This window comes from Nonomuraea sp. NEAU-A123 (assembly GCF_018603905.1).
GTDB lineage: Bacteria > Actinomycetota > Actinomycetes > Streptosporangiales > Streptosporangiaceae > Nonomuraea.
The window spans coordinates 191,251-218,227 of the sequence record NZ_JAHFZZ010000012.1; the positions used below are offsets into that span (position 1 = coordinate 191,251).

Annotated in this window: 21 protein-coding genes; 8 read left to right on the top strand and 13 right to left on the bottom strand. The window is 70.1% G+C overall.

From position 1 onward, the window contains the following. Positions 1-440: 440 nt before the first annotated feature. The 3 genes from KLK06_RS34185 to KLK06_RS34195 form a co-directional block, all read right to left on the bottom strand. Complete coding sequence (locus tag KLK06_RS34185; protein WP_214639723.1) at positions 441-623, bottom strand: hypothetical protein; 183 nt, start codon at positions 621-623, stop codon at positions 441-443. Between the two features lie 2 nt (positions 624-625). Then, positions 626-1,093: a methyltransferase domain-containing protein gene (locus KLK06_RS34190; protein ID WP_284735212.1), complete on the bottom strand. Its 468-nt coding sequence runs from the start codon at positions 1,091-1,093 to the stop codon at positions 626-628. A 228-nt stretch (positions 1,094-1,321) separates the two neighbouring features. Continuing rightward, positions 1,322-2,119 carry a trans-aconitate 2-methyltransferase gene (locus KLK06_RS34195; protein WP_214639725.1) on the bottom strand — a complete coding sequence of 266 codons (798 nt, stop codon included), beginning with the start codon at positions 2,117-2,119 and terminating at the stop codon, positions 1,322-1,324. A 189-nt stretch (positions 2,120-2,308) separates the two neighbouring features. Between KLK06_RS34195 and KLK06_RS34200 the strand changes: the two genes are divergently transcribed. Beyond that, the gene (locus KLK06_RS34200) at positions 2,309-2,818 is read left to right on the top strand and encodes a GNAT family N-acetyltransferase (protein ID WP_250906416.1); all 510 of its coding nucleotides are present in this window, start codon (positions 2,309-2,311) and stop codon (positions 2,816-2,818) included. Between the two features lie 23 nt (positions 2,819-2,841). Here the strand turns inward: KLK06_RS34200 and KLK06_RS34205 are convergent, their stop codons facing one another. Then, the gene (locus KLK06_RS34205; RefSeq protein ID WP_214639726.1) at positions 2,842-3,462 is read right to left on the bottom strand and encodes a phosphotransferase; all 621 of its coding nucleotides are present in this window, start codon (positions 3,460-3,462) and stop codon (positions 2,842-2,844) included. Positions 3,463-4,214: 752 nt separating this feature from the next. On the opposite strand from KLK06_RS34205, the gene KLK06_RS34210 reads away from it, so the two are divergent. Together KLK06_RS34210 and KLK06_RS34215 are read left to right on the top strand one after the other, a co-directional pair. Continuing rightward, on the top strand, positions 4,215-5,903 hold the full coding sequence (locus KLK06_RS34210) for an ABC transporter ATP-binding protein (protein WP_250906417.1): 1,689 nt from the start codon (positions 4,215-4,217) through the stop codon (positions 5,901-5,903). A gap of 2 nt (positions 5,904-5,905) precedes the next feature. After that, entirely contained in the window at positions 5,906-7,663 is a 1,758-nt protein-coding gene (locus KLK06_RS34215; protein WP_214639727.1) for an ABC transporter ATP-binding protein, read from the top strand. 79 nt (positions 7,664-7,742) lie between these two features. Here KLK06_RS34215 and KLK06_RS34220 read toward each other — a convergent pair whose 3' ends face one another. Both KLK06_RS34220 and KLK06_RS34225 read right to left on the bottom strand, forming a co-directional pair. Beyond that, the gene (locus KLK06_RS34220; RefSeq protein WP_214639728.1) at positions 7,743-9,158 is read right to left on the bottom strand and encodes an alpha/beta fold hydrolase; all 1,416 of its coding nucleotides are present in this window, start codon (positions 9,156-9,158) and stop codon (positions 7,743-7,745) included. A gap of 298 nt (positions 9,159-9,456) precedes the next feature. Further along, a complete protein-coding gene (locus KLK06_RS34225) occupies positions 9,457-11,523 on the bottom strand; it encodes a S9 family peptidase (RefSeq protein WP_214639729.1) in 2,067 nt (688 codons plus the stop codon). Between the two features lie 30 nt (positions 11,524-11,553). Between KLK06_RS34225 and mshB the strand changes: the two genes are divergently transcribed. From mshB to KLK06_RS34240, 3 genes are read left to right on the top strand one after another with little or no spacing between them, the layout of a single operon-like run. After that, positions 11,554-12,459, top strand: coding sequence for an N-acetyl-1-D-myo-inositol-2-amino-2-deoxy-alpha-D-glucopyranoside deacetylase (gene mshB, locus KLK06_RS34230; RefSeq protein ID WP_214639730.1), 906 nt, complete (start codon positions 11,554-11,556; stop codon positions 12,457-12,459). 11 nt (positions 12,460-12,470) lie between these two features. Further along, positions 12,471-12,905, top strand: a complete 435-nt coding sequence (locus KLK06_RS34235) for a DUF6113 family protein (RefSeq protein WP_214639731.1) — start codon at positions 12,471-12,473, stop codon at positions 12,903-12,905. Positions 12,906-12,923: 18 nt separating this feature from the next. After that, positions 12,924-13,424, top strand: coding sequence for a flavin reductase family protein (locus KLK06_RS34240; protein ID WP_214639732.1), 501 nt, complete (start codon positions 12,924-12,926; stop codon positions 13,422-13,424). Positions 13,425-13,661: 237 nt separating this feature from the next. On the opposite strand, the gene KLK06_RS34245 is transcribed toward KLK06_RS34240, so the two are convergent. Then, on the bottom strand, positions 13,662-14,525 hold the full coding sequence (locus KLK06_RS34245) for a hypothetical protein (protein ID WP_214639733.1): 864 nt from the start codon (positions 14,523-14,525) through the stop codon (positions 13,662-13,664). 88 nt (positions 14,526-14,613) lie between these two features. Here KLK06_RS34245 and KLK06_RS34250 point away from each other — a divergent pair, with 88 nt between their 5' ends. Continuing rightward, complete coding sequence (locus tag KLK06_RS34250; RefSeq protein WP_214639734.1) at positions 14,614-15,045, top strand: hypothetical protein; 432 nt, start codon at positions 14,614-14,616, stop codon at positions 15,043-15,045. Between the two features lie 30 nt (positions 15,046-15,075). Next, complete coding sequence (locus KLK06_RS34255; RefSeq protein ID WP_214639735.1) at positions 15,076-16,014, top strand: MBL fold metallo-hydrolase; 939 nt, start codon at positions 15,076-15,078, stop codon at positions 16,012-16,014. A 20-nt stretch (positions 16,015-16,034) separates the two neighbouring features. On the opposite strand, the gene KLK06_RS34260 is transcribed toward KLK06_RS34255, so the two are convergent. The 6 genes from KLK06_RS34260 to KLK06_RS34285 form a co-directional block, all read right to left on the bottom strand. Further along, positions 16,035-16,955, bottom strand: coding sequence for a hypothetical protein (locus KLK06_RS34260; RefSeq protein WP_214639736.1), 921 nt, complete (start codon positions 16,953-16,955; stop codon positions 16,035-16,037). An 85-nt stretch (positions 16,956-17,040) separates the two neighbouring features. After that, positions 17,041-19,503, bottom strand: coding sequence for a penicillin acylase family protein (locus tag KLK06_RS34265; protein ID WP_214639878.1), 2,463 nt, complete (start codon positions 19,501-19,503; stop codon positions 17,041-17,043). Between the two features lie 245 nt (positions 19,504-19,748). Then, positions 19,749-21,107 (bottom strand): cysteine--tRNA ligase, encoded by a 1,359-nt coding sequence (gene cysS / locus KLK06_RS34270; RefSeq protein WP_214639737.1) that lies wholly within the window; start codon positions 21,105-21,107, stop codon positions 19,749-19,751. A gap of 62 nt (positions 21,108-21,169) precedes the next feature. Further along, the gene (locus KLK06_RS34275; protein ID WP_308168571.1) at positions 21,170-22,966 is read right to left on the bottom strand and encodes a sigma factor-like helix-turn-helix DNA-binding protein; all 1,797 of its coding nucleotides are present in this window, start codon (positions 22,964-22,966) and stop codon (positions 21,170-21,172) included. A 99-nt stretch (positions 22,967-23,065) separates the two neighbouring features. Next, positions 23,066-24,886 carry a UvrD-helicase domain-containing protein gene (locus KLK06_RS34280; RefSeq protein ID WP_214639739.1) on the bottom strand — a complete coding sequence of 607 codons (1,821 nt, stop codon included), beginning with the start codon at positions 24,884-24,886 and terminating at the stop codon, positions 23,066-23,068. Positions 24,887-24,889: 3 nt separating this feature from the next. Further along, positions 24,890-26,956, bottom strand: a complete 2,067-nt coding sequence (locus tag KLK06_RS34285) for a hypothetical protein (protein WP_214639740.1) — start codon at positions 26,954-26,956, stop codon at positions 24,890-24,892. Between the last annotated feature and the right edge of the window lie 21 nt (positions 26,957-26,977).

The following is a 26,977-nucleotide window of genomic DNA, read 5'->3' on the forward strand; positions in this document are numbered from 1 at the left end:
GACCGCTATGGGGCCGCTGCGGCTCGATGAGCGACGTCTCGCGACGCACGCGACCGATCACAGCGACGTGTGGTGAGCCCAGCAGACTTCGCGCGACCTCCTGCGCGCACTGCCTGCCGAGGTCCGCCACCGGCCCGGCTTCGGTCACCCGCCCAGTCCGGCCACCGGTTCGACCCGGCCCCGCCCGGCCCCGCCCGGCCCTCCGGCCCCTGTCGGGCCCCTGCCCAGTCTGGGAACCGATTCGGTCCGACCCCCGCTCGGTCCGACACCCGCCCCGCCCGATCCACCCGCCCGGTCCACCCGCCCGGTCCACCCGCCCGGTTAGGTCCGGCCACCCGTCCGGTCCGGGCACCGGTTCAGTCGCGGGGCAGAGTCGCCGCCGTCCCTGGGGTGTCGTTGGGGTGGGTGTCGGTGGAGCCGGGTGTCAAGGGCGGGCAGCGTCAAGGGGCGTCGGCCACCACCATGAACAGCGTGCAACTGACCACGAACGGTGCCGAGCCGATGTCGGCGGGGGCCAGGTAGCCCGCGTCCACCGCCCTGGAGAGGGTCCGGCGGAGGCCGAAGAGTTGTTCGGCCGTCTCCAGGTCCCGGATCACCGGGCTGAACACCACCGCGGTCCGCACCGTCAGCCCGGTCTGTTCGGCGAGGCGGACGAGGCTGCGGCCGATGGCCGGGTTCCGGATGACTTCGTGGTGATGTGCCGGACGAGGCCCTCGCTTGCCGGCGAGTCGATCAGCAGGCCGTGCCAGTCGGGTTCGGCCATGGCGATGACGGCGCCCGGTCGGGCCACGCGGCGGAACTCCGCCAGCACTCGCCCCGGATCTGGCACATGCTGCAGCATCCTATCCGTGCGAGCCCGGTCGACGCTGCCGTCGGCGAGCGGCATCCCTTGGGCGTCGCCGACGAGGATCTCGACGTTGGTACGGTCGGCGAGCCGTACCCGGGCCTGGTCCGCCATGACCGGATCATGGTCGAGGCCGATCACCGTACCGGAAGAGCCGACGCCGTCGGAGAGGCCGGCCAGGTCGGTGCCGGGCCCGCAACCGATGTCGAGCACGGTCTGGCCAGGCCGCAGGTCCATCATGGTCAGCAAATCCGCTTGTACGCGCGACCCGGGGCGCTGGCGGCAAGTTGGTCAAGATACGCGATGGTCGTCATGACCTGAGCCAAGCAGGTGAGTGTGCGGTTTCCGAGGAGAGAACGACAAGATCCAGCGCATTGTCGTACTGCCTAGTTGCAGACCTGCAAGACGTCAGGTGATTCCGAATGATGGACACCACGTCCGGTGAGCTCTGCTCCTCTGGGTCTCCTTACCTCCACGTCACAGGCGGCGGCCGATGGTGAGGACGACCGACCAGTGGCGGGTAAGTCGTCCGTCCGGGCGTGCGGCGAGGCGGCGGCGGATCTCCTGGTAGAGGTGTTCGTTCTTGGCCGGCTCCATGGCGATGTGGCCGGAGAACGTGTTGAGCAGGGCGATGTATTCGTCTGCCGTGTAGCGCAGAGCCCATACGTAGAGCCTCGTCCCGACCACCGTGAAATGCCCGGAGGCCTCGAACTCGGCGGCGATGGGGTTGGGCAGGTCCTCGGGCGGCGGCCCTGGCCACGGGCCGTCATGGCCTTCGCCGATCTCCTCGTAAACCTGCTGGATCTCGGTGAAGAACGGGTCGAAGTCGGCCGGCATCGCGTGGTCGGCGTTCCACACGGCCAAGTGCCCGCCCTGGGTGAGCAGCTTGGCGGCTTTCGCGTACTTGACCTCCGGGTCCACCCACTTCCACGCCGTGGCCGCGTAGGCGAGATCGAAGCGGACCCCTGTCGGCGGCTCCCAGTCTTCGAATGATGAGGTGATCACGGAAGCGTCGGCGAATTCGGCGAGGCGGTGCCGTGCCTCCGCCGCCAGGGCGGCACCGAGTTCGATCGCGGTGATCCGAAAGCCCATCCGTGCCAGTGGCAGCGTGGCTTTCCCCGGACCGCATCCGACTTCGAGCAGGTGCGCGGGCGGCGTGATCGCCGTGATGGCAAGCAGGTCGGAATACAGCTCGGCCGGGTAGTCGGGCCGTGCGTTTTGATAGGAGCTGGCCGCGCTGTCGAAGGTGGCTCGCAGCCGAAGATCGCGGGACATGTTCCGATCCTGACAGTGTGGCAACACCGCTGTCACCGGGCGCACCCTGCTCGGCTCTGATCGGACGCTCGGTTGGCAGCCTTGATCCGGACGCTGCGACCCGGCCGGCAGGGTGAGCCCGAAGTTCGCACGGTTCACCCGTACAGGACAGCATCATGGTTGTCAGACTCGTTGAGTACCATCCGCGGGATGGAGATACCTTTTGTCCGGCTTGAGCCCTGGTCGCAGGGTGACCTCGAGCTACTGCGCCGCCTCAACGACCCCGAGATGACCGAGCACCTGGGCGGTCCCGAAACCGAGGATCAGGTGGTCGCGCGGCACGAGCGCTATCTCAAGCTGGATGCTCCGGGTCTGGGTGCCATGTTCAGCGTGGTCGTGGAGCCTGAGCTGGAGTCGGCCGGGTCTATCGGCTACTGGGAGCGGGAATGGCAGGGCGAGACCGTGTATGAGACGGGCTGGGGGGTGTTGCCGGAGTTTCAGGGGCGGGGCATCGCGACGGCCGCCGCCGTCGCCGTGGCGGCCAAGGCTCGGGCGGAGGGTAGGAACAGGCATCTGCACGCCTACCCGTCTGTGGGGCATCCGGCGTCCAATGCGATCTGCCGCAAGGCCGGGTTCACGTTCGTCGGGGAGGTCGACTTCGAATACCCGGCCGGTCATCCGATCCGCTGCAACGACTGGCGACTGCAGTTGCTGCCCTGATCTCCTGGCTCGGGCCGGGTGTGTCAGGCGGTCCAGGAGGCGGTGATGTCGAGGCGCTCGCGCCACAGCTTCTCGCCGTCGCCGCCCGGCTCCCACCGGCCGGTGAAGTCGAGCAGGGCACGGCAGCGCGCCAGCATGGCGGCGTGACGGTCCGGCCAGGACGGCACCGGCCCACCGTACGCGTCGAAGAAGGACGGCAGGCGCGGTACGTGTTCCGGGTGGTGCATGCGCACGATCCACTCGCACCATGCGAGGTCCTCGATCGGCTCGCCCGGGTGCGCCCATTCCCAGTCGAGGATCGCCGCCGTCTCGAACGTGGCCGGGTCGAACAGCAGGTTCTGCGGCCCGTAGTCGCCGTGCACGATCCCCAGCTTGTGGATGCGGGCGAGCGTCTGCCCGCACCCGGCCAGGACCTCGATCACGCGGCCTTCGTCGAGCAGGTCCTGGCCGTGCGCGCCACGTACGTAGCGGGTGGTCACGCTCGTGAGGGTCACCTGATGTACGGCGGGCACAGGCAGCCGCCCGCGCAACCGGCGCAGGAACCTGCTCTCGGTCCTGAGACGGATCGCCGCGTCAGGACCCTCGTAACACTTGACGACCCATGTGTCGTCGCCGACCGTGCTGTTGGTGTACCCGTGCTTCACAGGGACCGATTCTGGCGCACCGCGGAGGTCCCCGGAATCACCTGAGCCGCCCTCGATACACGGTGTAAGACCGGGCCCTCCGTAGAACGGCGCGGAAACCGCAGGCACCGGGCGGCTGAACGGCGAAAGCACTACGAAGTGTCATCCCGATGCGAACATGCGCCCTGTAAAGCGCTTCGGCGTGTCCCGCGCCGCGGCATTTGATCGGAAGCCGTCCGAACGAGTGATCGGGTAGTAGATCACTTCGCCGGAACGCTCCGACCCCGGTGGAGGATGCCGGTCGGGCCGCTGGGGTGAGGCGGGTGGCGCTGCCGGCCGAGGCAGGATCACCGCTCTCGGCCGAGGCGGTGACGGGTGATCCGTGGTGGGGCCGAGGCGGGCGATTGGAGGTCGGGCGGGGGCGATCCGCCCGAAGCGGGGAGGGGCAATCCCGTTCGAAGCGGGCACGGGCGATCCCGCCCGAAACGGGAACGGGAACTGAACGGGGGGTCTCGGCCGGAGCGTTGGCGGGTGGTTTGGGGTGGGGCGGGTGATGGGTTGGAATGCTGCGATTGCGGGTGGAGGGGTGTCGACGCCTGAGCGGACCGGCGGTCTCGGATGGGCGTGGAGTTCACCGTGGTCAGGTCGTATGTGTGGAGGTTGGGTGTCAAGGGTGACGGGCTCCGGTGGGCCTGGTCGGTGGGCGTTGGCGTGGTCGTCAGTCGGAAAATGGTTTGCCGGGTAAGCAGGCGTCTTGTCAACCTTGTTGAGCTATGCGCTCCCTTCCTGAAGCCGATCCCGGCATGCCCGACATCCGCAGCCCGCTCCGGTACCTGTGGTGGAACGCGCGTATGCAAACGCCGGCACTGCTGACGGGCATCGGCTTCGCCACCGTCTGGTGGCTGGTGCAGGCGCTGGTCCCTGCCGTGCTCGGTAACGGCATCGACGCCGTCACGGCCAAGGACACCCGGGCGCTGCTGACCTGGTCGGCGATCATGTTCGGGCTCGGCCTGATCCAGGCGTACACCGGGATCATGCGGCACCGGATGGCGGTCTACAACTGGCTGGCCGCCGCCTACCGCACCGTACAGGTCACCACCAGGCAGGCCACCCGGCTCGGCGCCACGCTGCCCAAGCGGGTGTCGACCGGTGAGGTCGTCAGCGTCGGCAACTCCGACATCTCCCACATCGGCAACTCGATGGACATCCTGCTGCGTGGCACCGGCTCTGTCGTGGCGATCATCGCGGTCACCGTGATCCTCATCTCCACCTCGCTGCCGCTGGGCCTGCTGGTGATGTTCGGGGTGCCGCTGATGGCCGTCGCGGTCGGGCCCCTGCTCAGGCCGCTGCACAAGCGGCAGAAGATCCAGCGCGATCTGGCGGGCGACCTGTCCACCCGGTCGGCCGACATCGTGGCGGGCCTGCGGGTGCTGCGCGGTATCGGCGGCGAGCAGGTGTTCGCCGCGCGCTACCGCGAAGAGTCCCAGCGAGTACGGCACGCGGGCGTCAGTGTGTCGAAGGTCGAGTCGCTGCTCGAAGGCGCGCAGATCCTGCTGCCCGGAGTGCTCATCGCGGTCGTCACCGGGATCGGCGCGTCGTTCGCGATCGGCGGCGAGATCACCACTGGACAGCTCGTCGCCTTCTATGGCTACGCGGTCTTCCTGATCGGCCCGATGCGCACGCTCACCGAGGTCGCCGACAAGCTGACCAAGGGGCATGTCGCGGCCCGCCGGGTGGTGCGCATCCTGTCCATCGAGCCCGAGGTGTCGGGGGGCACCGGCACCAGCGAGGGTGGCGTGCTGCGCGACTCCTACAGCGGCGTCACCGTACAGCCGGGCGTCCTGACCGCGATCGCGGCCGGCGCGCCGGAGGACGCCATCGCCATCGCCGACCGGCTGGGCCGTTACTCCGACGGCGACGTCACCTTCGGCGGGGCCGACCTGGCGACGCTGCCGATGGCCGAGGTCCGTACGCGCATCCTGGTCGCCGACAACGGCGCCCGCCTGTTCGCCGGCAGGCTCCGCGACGAGCTTGACGTCCGTGGCGACTCCTCTCACGAGCGGGTACGGCAGGCGTTGTACGCCGCCTGCGCCGAGGACATCATCGAGGCCCTGCCCGATGGGCTGGACGCCGTGGTGGCCGAGGCGGGCCGGGAGTTCTCCGGCGGGCAGCAGCAACGCCTCCGGCTGGTCAGGGCACTGCTCGCCGATCCGGAGGTGCTCATCCTGGTCGAGCCGACCAGCGCCGTCGACGCGCACAGCGAAGCCCGCATCGGCGAGCGGTTGGCCAAGGCCCGCGCCGGCAAGACCACCCTGGTCTGCACGACCAGCCCGCTGGTGCTCGACCGCACCGACCATGTGATCTACGTCGAGAACGGCAGGGTGCTTGCCGAAGGCACGCACCGTGACCTGCTGGCGACCTCGCCGGAATACACCGCGACCGTGACGAGAGGGGAGGACTGACGATGGCCCGCGAGATCCTGCCGGTCGCCGACCAGAAACAGGTGCGCGCCTACGCCAGGCGGCTGACGCTCAAGTATCCGCGCCGGCTCGCCATCGTCCTGGCCCTGCACGGGCTCGCGGCGATCGTCGGGCTGGCCGTGCCCTGGCAGCTCGGCAAGCTGGTGCAGAACGTCCAGGACGGCAGCCACGTCAATGTGCTGCTCGTTGCCGTCGGCATCGGAGTGTTCCTGTTCGGGCAGAGCGCGCTGGTACGTTACGCGGTGCTCGCCTCGGCCAAGCTCGGCGAGAAGGTCCTCGCCGAACTGCGCGAGGACTTCGTCGACCGGGTGCTCGGCCTGCCGCTGTCGACGGTCGAGCGGGCCGGCTCGGGGGACCTGATCACCAGGACCTCCCGCGACGTCGACTCCCTTTCCCGGACCGTCCGGCACGCCGTACCCGAGACGCTGATCGCGATCGTCACCTTCGCGATCACCGTGGGCGCGGTGGTGCTGGTCAGCCCGCTGCTCATGCTGCCGATGCTGATCGCGGCGCCGCTGCTCTGGATCTCCACCCGCTGGTATCTCAACCGGGCCCGCGACGGCTACCTGCGCGAGAACGCCGCCTACGCGGAGATGACCGAGGGGCTCGCCGAGACCGTCGAGGGCGCCAGGGCCGTGGAGGCGCTCGGTCTCCAGCGGCGGCGCGAGGCGCGGACCGCGCGCGACATCGGCGGCTCGTGGGCCGCCGAACGCTACACGCTGGGGCTGCGCACCGTCTGGTTTCCCATGGTCGAGCTCGGCTACGTGATCCCGATCGTCTCGACGTTGCTGGTCGGCGGACTGTTCTACACCAATGGCTGGGTCTCGCTGGCCCAGGTCACCGCCGCCACCCTGTACGCGCAGCAGCTCATCGACCCGCTCGACCGGTTCCTCATGTGGATCGACGAGTTGCAGGTGGGCGGCGCCGCCATGGCCCGGCTGCTCGGCGTGGCGAACGTGCCCGACGACCGGACGGCCTCCACCGCGCAGCCCGCGGGCGAACTGCTGGAGGCCGACGACGTCCGTTACGCCTACCGCGAGGGTCGCGACGTGCTGCATGGCGTGTCGCTGACCGTCCGGCCGGGGGAGCGGCTGGCCATGGTCGGCCCCTCCGGCGCGGGCAAGTCGACGCTGGGCAGGCTGCTGGCCGGCATCCACGGCCCGCGCACCGGCTCGGTGTCGGTGGGTGGCGTGCCCCTGGTCGAGCTGCCCATCGACGATCTGCGCGGCCACGTCGCGCTGGTCACCCAGGAGCACCACATCTTCAAGGGCACGCTCCGCGACAACCTGCTGATCGCCCGCCCGGACGCCGACGACACCGCCGTGCGCACGGCGCTCACCGCGGTCGACTCGCTCGACTGGGTGCTCGCCCTGCCCGACGGGCTCGACACGGTCGTCGGGTCCGGTGGGCTGGCCGTCTCTCCCGCCCAGGCCCAGCAGTTGGCGCTGGCCCGCCTGGTGCTGGCGGACCCGCACACGCTCGTGCTGGACGAGGCCACCTCGCTCATCGACCCCCGCGCGGCCCGGAACCTGGAGCGGTCGCTGGCGGCAGTGCTCGACGGGCGTACGGTGATCGCCATCGCCCACCGCCTCTACACGGCGCACGACGCGGACCGGGTGGCAGTGGTGGAGGATGGGCGGATCAGCGAGCTGGGCTCGCATGAAGAACTGGTCGCCGAGGGCGGCTCGTACGCGGCCCTGTGGAGTAGCTGGCATGGCGTTCCGGCCGTCACTCGCTCCTGACCTCGTGAGGGGGAGGGTTGGTGGTGGGTGGTTAGTGTGCGGCCAGCGCTTCGGCTGGAGGTGAGGAGGCTTTCAGGGGTCAGCACTTCGTTGATTCGGATGGCAGGGTGCGGTCCGTGAAGTAGCGGATGATGTGGGTGCGGGCGCATTCGTTGGAGGCGTAGAGCGTGTGTCCTGGGCCGTCGTGGTGGATGGTGGCGCTGCCTGGGACTTGCGTGAGGATGCGGGCGACCGCGTCCGACTCGCGCCAGGCACCCGCGCCGAGCATCGGCGGCAGGCCCTTGGGGAGGGGTGCGGGCGGGTTGGTCACCGACACTGGCCAGCCGACGCAGCCGAGCGTGCCTGTCGCCAGTGTGTTGGCTGTGCCCGTGTTGGGGGCGATTTTGCGGAGGCGGGCGATCATCTTGTTGAGCTCGGCGCGGCTGGCTGGGCGCGGCCAGTCGGTGCATTCGGTGACGCCCGTTGACTGGTCGGGGTAGCGGGCGCCGCGGGCAGGGACGAAGCCGGAGGCGTCACCGTGTACGGCCTTGCGGATGGCGTCCGTCAGCTTGGGGTAGCCGTCGGCGCCCTGCTGGGCGATCCCCAGGGCGAGGGATTGCAGGTCGCGGCCTGTATAGGCGATGCCGGCCGACTTGGCGGGGATCGGGGAGCGGTCGGCCTTGGCGACCAGGCCGCGCCACTGGGCGGGCACTTCCTGGCACTTGCCGGCACCTGCGCACCAGGTGGAGAAGCGGGTGAAGGACGTCTCGTTGTCTTTGGCCATGTCGGCCGTGTCGGTGGTCCAGTCGGTGCCGCTGTGGCTGATCGTGCCGTCGAGCACCATGGTGCGCACCTGGCCGGGGAAGAGCCGGGCGTAGTCCTGTGCGTAGATCCCGGCGTAGGAGGCGCCGTAGAAGTTGAGTTTGGCCTCGCCCAGGGCCTTCCTGATGGCCTCCATGTCTCTGGCGTTGTCGGCCGAGCTCATGTTGGCGAACAGCTCGGGGTCCTTGTTGCGGCAGGCTTCGGCGTAGCCGCGGTTGGTGTCGGACAGCCGCCCGAAGTCGGCGTCGTCTTCAGGGAAGTCCGGCAGTGGGACGCGGGTCCAGGTGCAGGCCAGCCCGGTGCTGAGGCCGCCGAACTGCTCGCCGTAGCCGCGGGTGTCCCAGGTGACGACGTCCATTCGTTCGCGGAGCTTGGCCCAGAGGTTGGCGTAGGTCTGGGTCAAGGCGATGCCCGGACCGCCAGGGCCGCCGTAGGCGATCAGGACCGATCCTTCGGAGGACGTGCCGGTGGCCTTCAGTCGGCCCAGTTTGAGAGTGATCTTGCGGCCGTCGGGTTTCTGCCAGTCGGCGGGGACCTGGAGGTCGGCGCACGTCATCCCGACCTTGTCGTTTGGGCAAGTGGTCCAGGTGAGGGTGGGCGTTTGTTGTGCGGCGAGGGCAGGTGCCGCCTGCTGCGTTAGGAGGCCGGAGGTGAGGAGGGTGAGGGCGAGAGGGAAGACGATGGGCTTGAACATGGGCACGACGATCCCGCAGAGGGGGCTTCGGCCACATCGGACCACGGGCTGGTCTGCGGGGAGGCAGATCAGCCCGTGGCATGTCATGCCACGGGCTGATGACACCTACCGCCCGGGGAATCAGCTCACGGTCATCCTGCTGGGTCGGTGAGGGTCGCGCTCGCCTGTTTGCGGTTCGGGTGGTTCGTGGTGGGTGGGTGAGGTTTGCGTCGCTTGCCTGAGGATTCAGGTGGTCACCGGTCAGCGGATGGAAGTCGCTCCGAGGGTCCAAGGAGCCTCGTCGGCAGGTGAACCCGCGTCACCCGCCCAGGGACCGCTTCAAGAACTCGACCTGCAGCAGCAGCAGGTTCTCCGCCACCACCTCCTGCGGCGTCATATGGGTGACGCCGGACAACGGGAGCACGCTGTGCTGGCGCCCGGCCGCCAGGAGCGCGGACGACAGGCGCAGCGTGTGCGCGGCCACGACGTTGTCGTCAGCCAGCCCATGGATCAGCAACAACGGCCGCTCCAGTTTGGCCGCGTCACCGAAGAGCGAGGAGTTGTCGTACACATCGGGCTGCTCGTCCGGATGGCCCAGGTATCGCTCGGTGTAACACGTGTCGTACAACCGCCAGTCCGTAACGGGCGCCCCCGCCACCGCGGCGTGGAACACGTCGGGCCTGCGCAGCACGGCCAGCGCCGCCAGGAAGCCGCCGAACGACCAGCCCCTGATGGCCACCTTCGTCAGGTCGAGGTCGTTGGGATACTGCTCGGCCACCCCCTGCAGGGCGTCGATCTGGTCCTCCAGCGCGGGAGTGGCCAGGTCGTTCAGCACGGAACGTTCGAAGGCGGGCCCCCTGCCAGGGGTGCCGCGGCCGTCGGCCACGATGACGGCGAAGCCCTGCTCGGCGAACCACTGGCTCTCCAGGTAGCCGCCGCGACGGTTGAGCACCCGCTGCGCGTGCGGCCCGCCGTACGGATCCATCAGGACCGGGAGCTTCCGGGAGCCCTGCTCGTGCCAGGAGGGCAGCACCACGGCGGTGGCGAGCTCGCGGCGGCCGGAACGGCCGAGCGAGACCCGGAGGTCGAGGCCGGGGGGTTCGGCCATGGACGGGATCGGGATCGCCATGCCGTCGCGCCGTACAACCGTGGTGGACACGCCCTCGGCGTCGAGGCTCTGCTCGGTCAGTACGCCGACGCCGCCGGACATCCGCCCGGAGAACACGCCGGAACGGGTCGACACGGGCAGCAGCGAGTGGCCGTCCCAGGTCCACAACTGGATCTCGGTGGGGTCGCCGCTCGCGCTGAACAGCACGCTGTCGTGGTCGACGTCGAGCACCGCGCGTACCTGCAGCGTGGGCGGGGTGACGGCGCGGTCGCCCACGAACAGCCGGTGGCCGCCGTCGGCGGATGCCACCCAGACCAGCGAGCCGTCGTCGAGGTGCGCGGGCACGCCGGTGACGATGTCGACCCAGGCCGGATCGGTGTCCTCGCGGACCAGCGTGGACCGGCCGGTCGCCGGGTCGACCGAGTGCAGGCGCAACCTCTTCTGATCACGTGACATGGTGACGATCGACAGCGCGTGGGAGCTCCAGGCGGCCGTCGTGAGGTATTCGTCCTCGTACGGCACCGCCACCCGCGACCCGTCGAGGCCGAGCACGAACAACTGCGTCACCGCGTTGGGCGTGCCGGCGGCCGGATAGCGCTGAGCCGTCGGGGGCCGGTCCGGGTTGGCCGGGTCGGCGATGTGCCAGGTCTGGACCGGAGCCTCGTCGGCCCGCTCGACCAGGAGCGCGTCGCTCGACGGCGACCACCAGTGGCCGCGCATCCGGTCCATCTCCTCGGCGGCGATGAACTCGGCCAGGCCGTACGTGACGGTCTCCGACTCGGGCTCCGCGAGCGCGCGGTCGGCACCCGTCACGAGGTCGTGCACCCGCAGGGCGCCCGCGCTGACGTAGGCGACGTGCTGCCCGTCGGGGGAGATGCGGGGGTCGATGACCGAGCCCGGCGTCTCCAGCCGCCGCGTGTCGCCGCCGGGCAGGTCGGTGACGTACAGGCTGCCGGACAGCGCGAAGGCGGCCCTGGACGCGGTGGAGTCGGTGGTGTAGCCGACCACACCGCCCGCCTGCTCGCGGCTGCGTTCGCGCCGGGCGCGCTCCTCGGGCGGGAGGTCGCCGTCGTCGGCGTCGAGCGTGCGCGGGTCGACCACGAGGCGCTCGACATGCGTCTCGGTGTCGAGCTCCCACAGGCACGTCACCGGGTCGGTGCCGGACTTCGTCCGCAGGAACACGACCTTGCCGCCGTCGGGGGAGATCGTGAAGCCCCTGGGCACTCCGAGGGTGAACCGGCGGGTCCTGGCCGACAGGCGAGGGAAGCTCTCACTCATGGCCCTAATCCTGCCAGTACGCTCGAACTCATGACTGACCGACGGCTGCTGCTCGTGCACGCCCATCCCGACGACGAGTCGATCGGCACCGGCGCGACGATGGCCAAGTACGCGGCGGAAGGCGCGCACGTCACGCTCGTGACCTGCACACTCGGCGAGGAGGGGGAGGTCATCCCCCAGGAGCTCGCCCACCTGGCCGCCGACCGCGACGACACGCTGGGCCGACACCGCATCACCGAACTCACGGCGGCCTGCGAGGCGCTCGGCGTCGAGGACCACCGCTTCCTCGGCGTGCCGGGCCGTTGGCGCGATTCGGGCATGATGGGCGTCGCCTCCAACGACCGGTCCACCGCGTTCTGGCAGGCCGACCTCGACGAGGCGGCGGGCGAGCTGGTCAAGGTCATCCGCGAGGTACGGCCCCAGGTCCTCGTCACGTACGACGACAACGGCTTTTACGGGCATCCCGACCACATCCAGGCACACCGCGTTTCGCGGCGGGCGTACGAGCTCGCCTCCGACCCGCGCTTCGGCGAGGGGGAGCCGTGGCGGATCGCGAAGTTCTACCACACGGCCGTCGCCAGGTCGGTGATGCGCCGCGCGGCCGAGGCGCTGCGCGCGGCCGACGTCGACTTTCTCGTCGAGGACGTCGATGACATGCCGTTCGGCAGCCCCGACGACGTGATCACCACGGAGATCGACGCGCGGCCGTGGGTCGGCAACAAGCTGGACGCCATGCGCGCGCACGCCACGCAGATCAGCGTCGACGACCCCTGGTTCGCGCTGTCGAACAACATCGGCCAGGAGGCGCTGGGCGTCGAGCACTACATCCTGGCGATCGGGGTGCCCGGCCACGCGATGCCCGGCGCGCCGATCGAGTCGGGCGGCATAGGAGCCCCGCACCACCGCGAGAACGATCTCTTCGCGGGCATCCACTAACCTCGTGCTTCATGGAGCAACGCAGCCAGGCCGAGTCGGCGTTGGGTGGAGCCGCCTACGGCATGCTGTTCGTGCTGGGGCTGGTCATGGGCGTCGTGGGCGGGTTCACGCAGGCGTCGTGGCACGTCGGTCCTGTCGCGTTCGTCGGGGTGATTCCGGGCTCGGCGATCGGCTGGCTGCTCGCGCTCTTCGTCGTCTGCCTCGGGGCGGGCAAGCTCATGGGTTCGCGCCTCGGGGTGTCGGTGACGGCGCTCGGGTGGCTGCTGGTGTCGATGCCGTTCTCGGTCAAGCTTTCGCAGGGCGACCTGGTGATCTCCGGCAATCCCGCCGGGTACGTCTACCTCTACGGGGGCATGGCGGCGGTGATCGTGGCCTTCTTCCTGGCGCCCTCGTCGAGCGGCGGCTCGTGGTTGCTGCACGGCCAGCAGCCAGGGAACCCGACGTAGCGGCATAAAGTAGCGACCGTGCACCATGGTTCCACAGAACGGCATGTCGAGCGGAACGCCTACCGCGAGGTGGTCGGCCGGTTCGCCACCGGAGTCGCGATCGTCACGACCAGGCTCGACGGGATCGATCACGCGATGACCGTGAACTCGTTCACGTCGGTCTCACTGGAGCCGCTGCTCGTGCTGTTCTGCGCGGAGAAGGTGGCCCGGTTCCACGACGCCGTCCTGGAGGCGGGGGTGTGGGGGGTGTCGGTGCTGCCGGAGTCCATGGAGGACGCGTCGCGGTTCTTCGCGCATCGGGGGCGCGAGCTCGACGGGCAACTGGATCGGTGGGCGCACCATCGGGGCGAGTCGGGCGTGGCGCTCTTCACCGACGCCCTGGCGACCCTGGAGGCCCGTACGACCTCCGTCCATGAGGGCGGTGACCACTCGATCGTGGTGGGTGGGGTGACTGCCCTCGGCGGGCCGGCTGACGGCCGTCCGCTTCTCTACCATCAGGGCCGCTACAAAACCTTATAAGCAGTTTTACGGCCAGCCCACTCCCTTTTTTGATCTTGTACGGCCAGCCCAGTGGGCCCCACCCGCCATACGGAGCCGAGCTCTGTCCAGGGACACGCTCCTCCGGTGGAGATCGCTGGCCGCCGTGACGTGCGCGTTCTTGACCCCGGCCGTGGTCGTTCGCAGGCCGGTGCTTGTGGAGCCCGGGGAGACCGCCGACCCGGCGCCGGAGGGGAGCCAGGTCGGCGGAGCCATGGGTTACTGGGCCTCGGCAGTAGGGACCGTGACTGTCGGCGTCGGTGTTCCTGACGTCGTGGCGGTCTCCGGCGGCGTTTCAGACGGTGCCGGGCAGGTGGGCACCGAGGCCACGGAGGGCTCGGTCGGTGTCACTGTGTCCGCCGGCGTCTGAACGAGGGTGTCCGTCGGGGTCGTGGTCGGGGTGGGTTCCGGGATTTCCGAGGTCGATGGGATCGCGGTGGGAGCCACCGGTGCTTCGGTACTTGGTTGGCAGGTGAAGGTGGCTGTGGCGGTGACCGTCGCCGCCGGGGCCGTTTCGGTGACCGTGACCGTGGCCGCCTGGGTGACCGTGATGGTTGCCGTGGCCGTTTGGGTCACCGTCGCGGTTGCCGTATCGGTCGCCGAATCGGCAGGGTCAGCGGTGTCGGTAATCGTGGCCGTGGCCGTCGCCGTCGGGGAGGCTGTCACGGTGCGGGTGGGCCAGGGCAGGACTTTGACCTTGATGCTGGGTTTGCCCTTGACCTTGTAGCTGCCTTTGCCGATCTTCTTGCTGCTCTGGCCGGCGCCGGTGGTCACGGGGAGGTCGGTGGTCGTCGTCTTGCACGACTTGGTCTTGCAGACCTTCTGCTTCACGCTGAACCGGGCCGCGCCGTCGTACTTGATGGATACATCCAGATACGAGACGCCCTTCTTCTTGACGACCTTCGTCTTCGCGGTGTACTTCCCGACTTTAGGAGTGGGAGTCGTCGTCGGGGTGGTGGCTGGTAACGCCACTTCGACGCGGAGAGGAGGGCCAGTTGAGTTGAGGGGATCTGACGCTGACGTCTGGGTGATGGCGACGCCGCCGACTCCGGCCAAGGCCATGGTGCCGACCAGCGCACCCACGATGGTGAATCTCATAATCCTGCTCTTGGGGGAGATTTCAGGACGCGGATCATTATTCCGGCTTGTCAAGATTGGTCAAGGCTGACGCATGAACAAGCGCTACCGGTTCCGGCGGGTGGTGAACTACGTCAACCTCTCCACCCCGCTCGGTCTGCTGATCTCGGTCTTCGGCGGTGCCTCGAGGCAGCACGGGCCCAACGGCCTCGTCCTCGCGTTCGGCTACCGCTATCGCTTCCCCATCGCCGGGGCCTTCACCGTCGGGAACGTCGTGCTGACCAGTAGCGACTCGCTCGACGACCAGCTCATCCTGCACGAGGGCCGGCACGCCACCCAGTGGGCCTGGTGCGCGGGCCTGCCGATGCTGCCGCTCTACCTGGTGGCCATGCTCGTCTCCGTACTGGTCTGCGGGCACCAGGCCTCGTACAACGTCTTCGAGCGGCTGGCCGGGCTCGACGACGGCGGATACCCGCGCGCACCCCTGTGGTGGAGAAGGGGCGCAGGTCGCGATCGGTCCGGGTGACTGATCCGCTACTTAGGGCAGAGGGCGCGCATGACGCAGACGATCGACGTTCCGCACTGGCCGGACAGTTTCAAAGACCGCCTCACCGCGCCCCTTCCCGAGTTTCGCGAGCTGCTGAGCGTCACCTGGCACGGCGCGTTCCGTCCGGACATCGGTGACGCCGACCAGATCCCGGTGCTGCGCAACGGCGGTCTCCCTCAGGCCGCCACCGGCGAGACCATGGTCACCTGGGTGGGACACTCCACCTTCGTTCTGCAGATCAACGGCATGACGATCCTGACCGATCCGGTGTGGTCGCGCAGGATTCCCGGTGTGCGGCAGCGGCTGACGCCTCCGGGTGTCGCCTGGAGCGACCTGCCGAGGATCGACGCCGTGGTGATCAGCCACAACCACTACGACCACCTGGACGCGCCCACCATGCGCAAGCTGCCGAGGGACACGCCGATCCTCGTGCCCGCCCGGTTGAAGTCCTGGTTCGACCGGCGCGGCTTCACCCGGGTGACCGAGCTGGACTGGTGGGGGTCCACGTCGGTCGGGGACGTCACGTTCGACTTCGTGCCCGCCCACCACTGGAGCCGGCGGACGGTCTGGGACACCTGCAAGACGCTCTGGGGCGGGTGGGTGATCGACGGTTCGGTCTACTTCGCGGGTGACACCGGCTATGGGGACCGGCTGGCGCAGATCGGGGAGCGGTTTGGCGGGTTAGATCTGGCGCTCATGCCGGTGGGGGCGTACGAGCCGCACTGGTTCATGAAGGCGGCGCACGTCAACCCGGAGGAGGCGGTGCGGGGCTGCCTGGACGTGGGGGCGCGACGGATGGCCACCATGCACTGGGGCACGTTCGTGCTGTCGGGGGAGCCGCTGCTCGCACCGATCGAGACCGCACGATCGGCCTGGCGGGCCCAGGGACTGCCCCGAGAGGGCCTGTGGGACCTGGCGATCGGAGAGTCGCGCTCTTTCCTGCCCTGATATTTGGGGGTGCTGTGGGTCTACGGGTGCGCCTGCGAGCCCGTGAGGCCGTGGGGGCGTGCCGCTGCGTCCGGAGGTCTGTGCCGCTGGGTGCGGGGGAGGAGGGTGCCCAGGGTCAGGGCGCCGATGGCCAGGCCCGAGATCGCGCCCGCGCAGAGCACCGAGGCGGTGGACGGGCTGACGATGGTGATGCCGAAGAGGGCCAGGCCCGAGACGATCGCGGAGACGGTGATGTATATCCAGATCGCCAGCCGTACGACACGCAGGCGGGTCTGTTCGGATGGTTGGGTGCGGGAGAGGAGCCAGGCCAGGGCGGGCAGGAGCAGCACACCGTGCATGAGGATGGCGTGGGCGGGCTTGAGCGAGCCGGCGACCGTGTAGGCGAGCTGCTGGGAGCCGGTGATGACCTCGACCACCCCACGGGCGATCATGATGCCCCCGAAGGCCATCGCGGCCAGGAACGTACCGAACCCGGCCTGGACGGCCAGCCGCATGCTGGGCGGCCGAGCTGGGGTTGGCTCGGGACTCCGGCTGGTCGGCACGGTGGGGTCGCGGCGGAAGGCGGAGAGGGTCATGAAGACCGCTACGGCGATCAGGGCGAAGCCGCCGGCGGCCAGTGTCCTGGCGATGAGTGAGTCCACGTCGGTGGACATGTTGAAGTGCGAGGGCACGCCGCGCCAAGCCTGCACGGTGATGAGCGCGACCTCCACGACCGACGCCACGGCGAAGACGCCCAGCAGCACGTCGCGACCGCGTAGCCGGACGAACTGCGACACCCAGGTGAGCGAGAGCACGCTCAGCCCGAACGAGACCCCGAACGTGAACGGCTTGCGCCACGACACAGGGCCGTCCCACGGGCCGCCGTCGACCACGAACACGCCCAGATGGACGAGCCCGGAGACGACCAGGAGCAGCCCGATCAAGTACCAGAGGCGAGTCATGTCCGCCATGCTGACGGGGAAAGGGGACGTCCGCGTCAGCCCAGGGTCTTGAATCCAAGTACGGCCGTGGTCGTAGACAAAAAGGTCAGGGGGTGAGGCGCAGGGTGTGGACGGCGGCCTTCTGGACGGACGACGGCTTCGAGTACATCGGCAGCAGCTCCCCCTTCGCCCACAGCGGCGCCTGGTCCCAGTAGTTGTCGTGGAACGCGTGCCCCGAAGCCCCCGTCAGGTTGATCCACCCTGACTTGTCCAGATCCCCCAGATCGACGACCATCCGCATGGACGGCACCGACGTGACCGTGTAGTCGCGCTGCGCGTTCCAACCGGTGGCGTTCGGCGCGTCCTTGCTGCCCGGCACCTCGAACGGCCCCCGGTTGAACAGGGCCTCGATGGGCGCGATGCCCGACGTGCCGAGCGAGCCGTTGGTGAGCGTCAGTTGGTGCAGATCGCCCCAGCGCCAGGCCGTCAGGTCGGTGCCGAGCCGGTCGGCCACCTCCTGGTACGCCGCGGCCAGCGCCTGCTGGATGATGTCGTCGCGGGTCTCGGTACGGCCCTTGGTGGTGGTGTCGTCCCAGAACGGGTCGTCGGGGGCGTCAAGCAGGCGCTTGACCACCTCGTACCAACGGTCGCCGCCGTTCGGCCGGGCCCCGGCGGGCAGGTCGTCGTCGAACGTCAGCTTGAGCAGGTGCCGCCAGACCGCGTTGAAGTACGCCGCGGGAGTCGAGTTGGCGCCCTGCGAGCCGTCCCAGTCCTGCAACAGCTTCCTGGCCTGTACGGCGGGCCCGGCCAGAGGCACCCGCATCAGCGCCGGGACCACGTCCTTGGCCAGGCCGTTGTAGGTGTCCTGCTGGATCTTGGACATGGTCGCGGCGTCGACCTTGCCCTTCGCGATCTCCTGTTCGATCCGGTCGATGATGCGCTGGGAACGGTAGCCGTACGCCCAGTCCTTGGTCAGGAGCGGCCGGTAGCGCTTGGGGTCGATGACGGCGTTGTTCGCCGTCACGATGTAGCCGTCGGCGGGGTCCTCCACGGAGGGCAACTGGTCGTAGGGGATGGGGGCGGTGCGCCAGTCGTACTCGCCCGTCCAGCCGGGCACCGGCCACGTGCCGTCGCCCTTCTCGCGTACGGGGATCCGGCCGGGCGCCTGGTAGCCGATGTGGCCCTCGGTGTCGGCGTACACCAGGTTCTGCGCGGGCACGTCGAAGAGCGAGGCCGCGGCGCGGAACTCCGGCCAGTCGGTGGCCGCGTTCATCGCGAAGATCGCGTCGACGGTGGTGCCGGGGGTCAGGGCGGTCCACTGGAGGGCCACCGCGTTGGCGCCGTCGCTCGGTTTGACGTCGCCTATCACCTCGTTGATCAGCGGGCCGTGCCGGGTGCTCCTGACGTTCAGGGTGACCGTGCCGCTCCCGGCCACCTTGATCTTTTCCTGCCGGGTCTCCAGCTTCACCGACTCGCCCTTGTACAGGTACGTGTCGCCTTCCACCCGCTCCAGGAACAGGTCGGCCACGTCGGGCCCCAGGTTGGTGAAGCCCCAGGCGATCTTGTTCGTATGGCCGATGATCACGCCGGGCAGGCCGGAGAAGCTGAACCCGGTCACGTCATAGGAGCAGGCTTCGGTGATCTTCCGGCAGTGCAGCCCGACCTGGTACCAGACGGACGGCATCTGCGCCGACAGGTGCGGGTCGTTCGCCAGCAGCGGCTTGCCGCCGGCCGTGTGCTCACCCGAGACCACCCACGAGTTCGACCCGATGCCCTCGCGGTCCTCGGCGCCCATCGTGCTGGGCACCGCGTCGAGCGTCTTCGCGGCCTGGGCGAGCGCTCCGGTGGTGCCCTGGCCGCGGGTCGTGGTGCCGCGTGCGCCCAGCCGGGCGCGTTCGTCGAAGCGGTCGTCGGCGATCGTGCCCCGTGTGACGATCGGCGCGTGGCTGTCGTACGGGTACTCCGGGTACAGCTGCTCGACCCGCTCGCGGGGCAGTTTGGTGAGCGCCAGGGCGCGGTCGATCTCGTCTTCCATGTTGGAACGCAGGTCCCACGCCATGGCCTTGAGCCAGGCCACCGAGTCGAGTGCGGTCCACGGCTCGGGCCGGTAGGCGCCGTTCTGCACCTTGAGCACCGAGTATTCGAGGCTCCGGTCGGAGGCGTTGGGGTTGGCCTGGAGCCAGGCGTTCACGCCCTTGGCGTACGAGTCGAGGTAGCGGCGCGTACGGTCGCTCAGCTCGGGCAGCTCCTGCTCGGCCACCTTGCGCCAGCCCATGGTCCTGATGGCCTTGTCGTTGTCGAGCGTCGCCTTGCCGAACAGCTCCGACAGCCGCCCGGAGGTCACATGCCGCCGGAAGTCCATCTCCCAGAACCGGTCCTGCGCGTGAACGAACCCCTGCGCCATGAACAGGTCCTCGGAGCTGTCAGCGTAGATCTGCGCGATTCCCGCTTTATCACGATAAATCTCCACATTCCCGGCTAAACCGGGCAGGCGGACCGTTCCGTCCACCTGGGGAAACGACCGCCGGACGGTGTAGACGAGCACACCGGCGAGCACCAGCGCGAGCACGAGGACCACGGTCAATATCCGAGCCACCCACCGAAACGGCCAGGGCAACCAGGCATAGGGCCGCAACCTCACAAATACCTCCTTCTCTCGCGCAGCCCCTCAAGTCTGACAGCCCACGATCACTACTCCCGCCCCACGAACCCCACCGGAAACCCCGCCGCACACGGCATTCCAGCACGCCAGGAGGCGGCCGACCGACCGGGAAAGAAAGATCACCTGTGTCGTGAAAAGCCCGGAGAAAGCGACTACCCCCACACCTGACCGGAAGGGGAGTCGGACACCCGGACCCCCATGGCGGCGAGCGACTCGCGCAGCCGATCCGACGCCGCCCAGTCCCCGGCCTCCCGAGCCCGCGCCCGTTCGGACAGCAGCTCCGCCGCCCCCGGCGGCAGCGCCGTCCCCCGAGACCGCCCGATCTCGATGGCCAGATCCAGCCCCAGCACCTGATCCAGATGCAGGAACGACTCGAACTTCGCCCCCGGTGCCACCGACTCGTCCCGCTCCAGCTCGCGCAGCACCCGCAGCGCGGCCGGCGTGTCGAGGTCGTCGTCGAAGGCCGACTCCACCCGCCGTACGTGGTCGGCCGCCATCGGCGCGCTGGGCGACTCCGACCACTCCGCCACCCGGGCCCGCCACCGCCGTAGGGTCCGGTCGGCGGCGTGCAGGGTGTCCCAGGTGAGGTTGAGCTGCTGCCGGTAGCGATGTTCAAGGAACGCCAGCCGCACGGCCAGCGGATCCAGGCCCGCCTCGGTCACGTCCGACAGCAGGACCGCGTTCCCGGTGGACTTGGCCATCTTCCGCCCGTCGAACAGCAGGTGCTCCCCATGCACCCAGTGACGCACCACCTCGTGGCCGGCCGCCGAGTCGGACTGGGCGCGTTCGTCCTCGTGGTGGGGGAAGCGCAGGTCGATGCCGGCGGTGTGGAGGTCGATGCGGTCGCCGAGGTAATGCAGCGACATGGCCGAGCACTCGATGTGCCAGCCGGGGAAGCCGCGGCCCCAGGGGGCGTCCCAGGACAGTTCGCCGTCGGAGGGCTTCCACAGGGCCCAGTCGGCGTGGAAGTGCTTGCGGGGGTCGGTGGTGTCGGGGCGGAGGGCATCGAGCCGGTTGCCGGAGATCTCGCCGTACGTCGGGAAGGAGGTGGCGTCGAAGTAGACCGCCCCGTCCGGCAGCGCGTACGCGTGTCCCCGCTCGATCAGCTTGGCGATCAGCTCGATCATCAGCTCGATCGACTCGCTCGCGCGGGGCATGTGCTCCGGCGGGCGCAGGTTCAGGGCGGCGGTGTCCTGCTTGAAGGCGTCCTCGTAATAGCGGGCCAGGTCTCGCGCCGAGCGTCCCTCGGCCCGCGCCCGCATGAGCACCTTGTCCTCGCCGGCCTCCGAGTCGTCGGCCAGGTGGCCCACGTCGGTGATGTTCTGGCAGACCACCATGCGGACCCGCTGCCGCTCCAGCACCCGCCGGATCAGGTCGGACAGTAGCTGAGAGCGCAGGTTGCCGACGTGCGCGTGGCGATAGACCGTCGGCCCGCAGGTGTACATGCGCATCGCGCGGGCGGGGGCGATCTGCTCGACCTGCCTGGCGCGCGTGTCGTAGATCCGCAACATCCCCCGAGCCTAGCCCCCGGACTCCGGGAAGCCCGAAAGCGGCGAAGAGCCCAAGGGAACGGTCAGCCGCCCAGGAAGCCGATGATGTCCCGGTCGCCGCGCTCCCGCAGCCGCGCCAGCACCTCTTCGCGGATCGCCGTGTCCGGCAGCCCGATGCGCGCCCCGATCAGCCGCAGCCCCTCGATCTCCGAGGTGACCGGAGCGGTGTAGCCGATCAGGTAGAGCGCCCGGTTCAGCGGCGGCATCCCCGGCGCGGCCGCGGGGAGGTAGCGGGTCAGCAGCTCGCCCCCGTCGGACACGGTGAGGAAGACGTGGTCGCCCTCCCCGGCCTTGAAGTCCGCCAGCACGTTCCTGATCGACCCCATCGTCGGCTGGTTGTGCCAGCTGACCACCACGTCTCCGGACGGCGTCGAGGCCGTGAGCTGCCCGCCGGGCGCCATCCCCAGGTACGCCGCGAAGCCCGTCGGCAGCGGCGACCCCGACCCGCGCAGGTGCTCGGCGTTGACGTCGACGCGGTGCCACCACCGGCCGTCGCGGCTGCGGAAGCTGCGCCGGGTCTCCGACACGTCCTTGCGCGGCTGGTACGGCTCGGCCTCCCCGGTCGGCGAGGTGCCCGCCACCCGGATCCAGCCCCGCTGTGTCCGCTCGAACCCGGGACCGCCCGAGTAGGCGCGGACCGAGCTCTCACTGACGTCGTAGCGGGAGGTGAGGCTCGAGACGATCGTGCTGACCGACGCCTCGCCGCCGGCCCGTTCGATCTCCCTGGCGATCATCTCCCTGATCCCCAGGTACTCGTCGCCGCCCCATCGGGTCAGCCCGTACTTGTTCCGGTCCACGCGGCGGAACCGCTCGTCGGCGGTGAGCTGGTTGCGGATGCCGACCAGGCTGTAGTCCTCGCCGATGCGCTCCTGGATCTCCTCCGGCGTCAACGGCCGCTCGGCCACCGCCAGGACCGCCTCCGCCTTCTCGTTGATGCTGCGCGGCCACGGCACCACGTACTGGTCCAGCACGCGTAGCTGCGGCACGGCCAGGATCCACCGCTCGGCCACGTCCTCGCGGATGCCAAGCTGCGTGACCATGCCGACGGCCTCGGCGAGCGGCCGCGGCCCGTCGGTGAACAACTGGCGCGTCTTCTCCCTCAGCTCATCCGCGCCGCCCGCGATCAGCCAACCGTCGGCCTGCTCGTACCCGGTCAGCAGCGTGCGCACGAACCGCCAGGCGGGGATGCCCAGCGTGCGCAGCTCGCCGCGGTGCCACGGCACCGCCGCGGCCAGATCGTCGGCGGGTACGGCCGAGCCCAGCCGGCCGCGCAGCCAGGTGACGTGCGCGACGAGCGCGACCGCCTCCGGACCGCCCAGCCAGGCTTCCACATGGTCGCGCAGATCGCGCTCGATCTGCCTGATCCGCTCCCGGGTCACCGAGAAGCGCTGCGCAAGCTCGTCGAGCGTGGCCCGCTGCGAGGCGTACAGCCGGTCGCGGGCGATCGCCCGCTGCCGCTCGTCCAACGCCGCGAACAGGCCGTCGATCAATTCGGGCAGTGGCTTGTCCGGCCGCGCGACGGGCGCGGGGAGCGTCTCAGAGGGAGGTTCGAGCAGCCGCTCGAACACCCCGCTGAACAGCTTCTGCACCACGTCCTTGCCGAGCATCTCCGGCGTCCGCTCGGCCTCGGCCGGGTCGGAGAAGCGCAGCAGCGGCAGGATGTCGCCGACCAGCAGGTGACCCCAGCAGGTCACGGCGAGATCGGCGAGATGGCCCGCCACGGTCTGCGTGGTGATCACGGCGCATGCGCGGTCAAGAGGGATCGCCTGCCACCACGCCTCGGGCAGCTGGGACTCCTCCAAGATCGGCGCGATCTGCACAGGAGAAGTCCAGCGCAGCGGTGGCGCTAGGTCGCTCAGGCTGAGGTTCATTGGGGTCCAACCGGCAAAGGGAAGATATCCGCAGTTCAGACTATGTGATCAGAGCGACAGAAAGGGGCTACCTCTTCCGGAATGGGAGATATAGAGCATAGATCGGGCCCGTGTGCAAGCCACGAACAGCATGCTCCGTTCCCGCTGCAGAGCTCTCGCCCGAGCGCCCGGATCGTCGGGCGGCGGTTCGGGCACCACGCCCTCCGCCACGCCGATGAGCGCGACCCGCTCGAACTCCAGCCCTTTCAGATTCTGGAACGCCGCCACCCGTACGTCTGCCCGCCCGAGCGCCTTTCGTGCCTCACGGACCAATTTGGTGGTACGCGCGCCGACGGCGATCTCGCCGGCCGGGACACCGTCCTCCAGCCAGGCGGCGATCGTGGCCACCAGCCCGGCCAGCTCCGCCTCCGGCGAGTCGTACATCCTGACGATCGGCCGCTCTCCGTTGCGCATCGCGCGGTACCCGTACAGCGGGGACATGCCCTTGACCAGCCCGTCGACGGGCCCGCCGCCGCGCAGCCGGACCGCGAACGACAGCAGCTCCTGCGGCAGCCGGTAGGACACCTTGAGCGTGTGCTGCAGGGCCGGGATGCCCACCGAGCTGAGCGTCACGCGCGTGTCGGTGATCCGCTGGTGCGGGTCGCCGACGATGAACATGTCGTCGTGCGCCCTGGGCGCCACCGCGCGCAGCAGCCGCCACTGCGCCGGGCTGATGTCCTGCGCCTCGTCCACCACGACGTGCCGGTACGGCTTGCGCCCCGGCTCGATGTCGTCGAGCAGGTCGCCCGTGGTCCTCGACAGCAGCCGGAGCGCCTCGTCGGTCAGCTCGGCCAGTGTGCGCGCGCCGGGGCCCATCAGCGCGGGGCGCTGGCCCTCCGCGCTGGCCACGATGCGCATGGCCAGCCGCTCGGCGTTGTCCACGTCGACCCGCTTGCGCGTCACGCCGTCGTCGATCAGCTGGTCGAGCCGGGCGGACAGGTCGTCGCCCAGCCCCTGCGAGTACGTCACCAGCAGCACCGGGCCGCTCCCGTGCGCGGCCAGATGAGCCGCCCGGTGCAGCGCGATGATCGTCTTGCCGGTGCCCGCCCCGCCGATCAGCAGCACCGGGTGCTCGTAGCGCGTGGCGCGGGCCAGCCGGTGTTGTTCGGGGCGCGGGAACGCGCACCACTCCGGCGCCGCCAGCACCCGTTCCAGCTCCACCTTGTCGGCGGCGAACACCGCCCGGTCCGGGCTGCGCCGCAGCGCCGCGTGGAGATCGTCCACGTCGATCCGGTCGATGGCCTCGTCGGAGGCGCGGCAGGCGTCCAGCTCCCGCCAGGCTTCGGACAGCGAGCCGCCCCGGGCCAGCACCGCGAGCGGCAGGTGCTGGGTCGGGGGGAGCAAGGGTCCGAGCGCCTCCACGTCGGCCTCGTTGCTGATGAGCCGCACCAGCGGCAGGGCACGCACGTCGATGCCCAGCGCGAGCAGATCACCATCGCACACCGGGTCGAACAGCCCCGTGGCGCCCGCCGATCGGCGTAATGCGGGCTCGACCCGTTCGAGGGCCTCGGCGTCCCACTCCTCGACGACGCCGATCACCGGGTTGATGCCGTACCTGTACCGCTGCGCGTACGACCACGCCTCGGGATTCGGGAGCACGGTACGCAGCCAGTACACGTCCCGCTGACGCACCACCACGCCCCGGTGGCCCGGAGTGAGGCGGAGCGTCGCGACCCGGGTGTCCCTGGCGCCCCTGACCCGCTCGGGGTGCGGTGCGCCGGAGACGTTCAGCAGCAGGCGGCGGAGCGCGACCACGGCGTCCCTGCGCACCGGCTGTGCCAGTGCGCTGAGGTCCCTGGGGAAGTCAGGGGCGATCGCGAGCCGCGGCACGGCTCAGTCCAGGAGTTGCAGCAGATCGCGGTCCCCGCGTTCGCGGAGCCTGGTGAGCAGGTCGGGCAGTCCGACAGGTCCGGTCATCCCGATCCTGGTGGCGATCACCCTGGCGGCCTGGTCGCGGGTCCCGCCGGGGGCGGTGTAACCGACCAGGCGGAGCGCCTTGGTGATCTTCTCGGCCCCCTGCGCGGCCACCGGCAGGTGCCTGGCCCGCAACACGCCCTCGTCCGACAGCGTGAGGAACAGGTGCCCGCCTTCCTTGGCGCCGACGTCCGCCAGCAGCCGTTCGACGGATTCGAGCACCGGTCTGCCGTGCCAGGTCATGGTCAGCTCGCCGGCCGCGCTCCGCACGGTCCTGCTCTCCCCGGGCGACAGGCCCAGGTACGTGGCGAACCCCGTGGGCAGCGCGCACTCGCCTCCGGTGAGCTGCTCGGCCGTCACGTCGATCCGCAGCCACCACCGGCCGTCCGGCTGACGGAAGCAGCGCCTGGTCTGCGAGACGTCCTTCAGCGGCTGGTACGGCTTGGGGTGCTCGCCCGACGCCCCGTTGCCCTCGCCCGCGATGACCTCGACGGCCGGGGCGAACGCCTGGAACTGCGGCGTCCCGGGCGGCGGCGACGGGATCGGCGGCACCTGGGCGAACGCGGACACGGGCCGCTCGACGGCCTCCACGACCTGCGGCTCCGGAGCGGGCGGCGCCGCGGCCGGTGGCTCCGACGGCAGCGTGGCCAGCACGAACTGCCAGGCGGGGACCTCCAGCGCGCGGATCTCCCGGGCATGCCAGTCGGCCGCGCCGATCAGCCGCTCCTTGGGGGCGGCCGGGCCTATCGTCCGGCGGAGTTCGTCGAGATGCGCCCGGTACGGGGCGGCCTCCTCGCTGGCCAGCCATTGGCCGAGGCGGGCCCGGAACTCGGTCTCGGTGGCGGAGATCTCGGCGGCGGGCACCGCGAACAGCTTGGCGAGCTGGTCCACGGCGGACGGCTGGTCGGTGAAGACCCGGTTCTGGGCGACGGCCCAGCTCTTGTCGTCCAGACCGGCGAACGCGGCCTCGATGAGCTCAGGCAGCTCGTGGCCGCCGCGCTCGTCCGGCTGCTGCTCCGGCGCGGCCCCGGACTCCTGGTCTTCGGATTCGGCTGCCTCGAAGTCCGCCGGTGTGTCGTATCTGGGCTTCGCGTCCTCGGCGACGGGCTCGGATTCCGGTACGGCTTCGACAGCCTCCGGTTCGGGAGCCGCTTCCGGCTCCGCGCCCTCGGCTTCGAGGGCGGCGGCCTCTTCGGCGGCGGGCTCCGGCGCGGGCTCGTCGGCGGCGTCCAGGACGGGCTCGGGCTCCGGCTCGGCGGCCTCCTCGACGACCGGCTCGGCGTCGGCGTCCAGCACCGGCTCGTCGGCCGCCGCAGCCTCCTCGCCGGCCGCGACCTCCTCCGCCGCCTCCTCGGTCTCCGGCACTTCCTCAGCGGGCGGAGCCTCCCCACCCGCCGACGCCTCCACCGGCGGGGCCTGCTCGGCAAAGGGGGCACGCTCGGCAACCGGGGCCTCTGCGGCGACCGGGACCTGCTCGGCGACCGGCGCCTCTGCGGCGACCGGGGCCTGGCCGGCGACCGGAGCAGCTGCGGCGAACGCGGCGAACGGGGTGAGCTCGGCGAACGGGGCCGGGCGTTGGAGCTGGGGTGCGAGCCGTACCAGGACCGCGGAGAACAGCGTGTTGAGCACCGGACGCGCCTGGATGAACGGCTGGTCCACCAGCTCCCTGCCGGTCAGCGCGAGCAGCCCCGTCCACGACCCGGCGCGGTCGAGCGCGATCGCCACCTGCGGCTCGTCGGCCTCGTCCGGGTCCAGTACGTGCAGCGCCGGCAGCACATCACCCACGGCGGCGGCCGGCCAGTGCTCAAGCGCGATCTCCGTGAGCAGCTCCCCGAGCGACTCGGGGCCGATGGCCGCGAGCACGCGCGGCATGGGCAGGCTGCGCCACCAGGCGTCCGGAAGCTCCGGCTGCCCGGTGAGCAGCGTGATCGTGGACGCGTCGCTCCACCTCAACGGTGGTACGAGGTCGCTCAGGCAGAAATTCATCCCGTTCCGTTCACCAGCCCC